The sequence below is a fragment of the Psychrobacter immobilis genome, assembly GCF_904846185.1.
GTDB lineage: Bacteria > Pseudomonadota > Gammaproteobacteria > Pseudomonadales > Moraxellaceae > Psychrobacter > Psychrobacter immobilis_B.
The window spans coordinates 1-690 of record NZ_CAJGZQ010000069.1 but is presented as its reverse complement, the minus strand read 5'-3'; the positions used below and the strand labels follow the sequence as shown (position 1 = coordinate 690).

2 tRNA genes and 1 rRNA gene are annotated in these 690 nt (G+C 42.9%); all 3 read left to right on the top strand.

Annotation, left to right across the window (positions count from 1 at the left end):
* The first annotated feature begins 78 nt into the window (after positions 1 to 78).
* Positions 79 to 155, top strand: a tRNA-Ile gene (locus JMW94_RS14755).
* Between the two features lie 9 nt (positions 156 to 164).
* Positions 165 to 240, top strand: a tRNA-Ala gene (locus JMW94_RS14750).
* 343 nt (positions 241 to 583) lie between these two features.
* A 23S ribosomal RNA gene (locus JMW94_RS14745) occupies positions 584 to 690 on the top strand; the annotation flags it as partial.

Here is a 690-nt window from a genome sequence, read left to right as displayed (position 1 = left end):
TTATAGATGGCATTCGGTCAGCAAGAATTCACAACAAGTTGTTCTTTAGTTTAAGCTTACGTTTTAACAAGCGTAATTGGGTCTGTAGCTCAGCTGGTTAGAGCACCGTGTTGATAACGCGGGGGTCAGTGGTTCAAGTCCACTTAGACCCACCATTTTATAATGGGGCCATAGCTCAGTTGGTAGAGCGCCTGCCTTGCACGCAGGAGGTCAACGGTTCGACTCCGTTTGGCTCCACCACTATAGACGAATAAGCTTTAAGTGCTAATGGTATAAATAGAAACAAGTGATTTATCTTTGAATAAAGACACGATTACTTCTTTCTGTTTTATACAGAATCTGTGACTCGACGAGAGCATAGAGACTATTTAAAAACATAGATATGAGTCTGGGTTAGGAACACGTGTTCACGCGTTGTTCCTAACCTTAATCACTCACCTCTTAACGACATCAGTTGTTATCCCAGGGGTGAGTGATTAAAAAAAGTAAAGAGAACTGAATCAAGCGTATAAACATAGGTGATATCGTTATCATAATTAGACTTTATAACACTTAGCAGTCGAAAGACTACTTGGGGTTGTATGGTCAAGTAATGAAGCGCACATGGTGGATGCCTTGGCAGTCAGAGGCGATGAAAGACGTGACAGCCTGCGATAAGCTTCGGGGAGGCGGCAATATCCTGTGATCCGG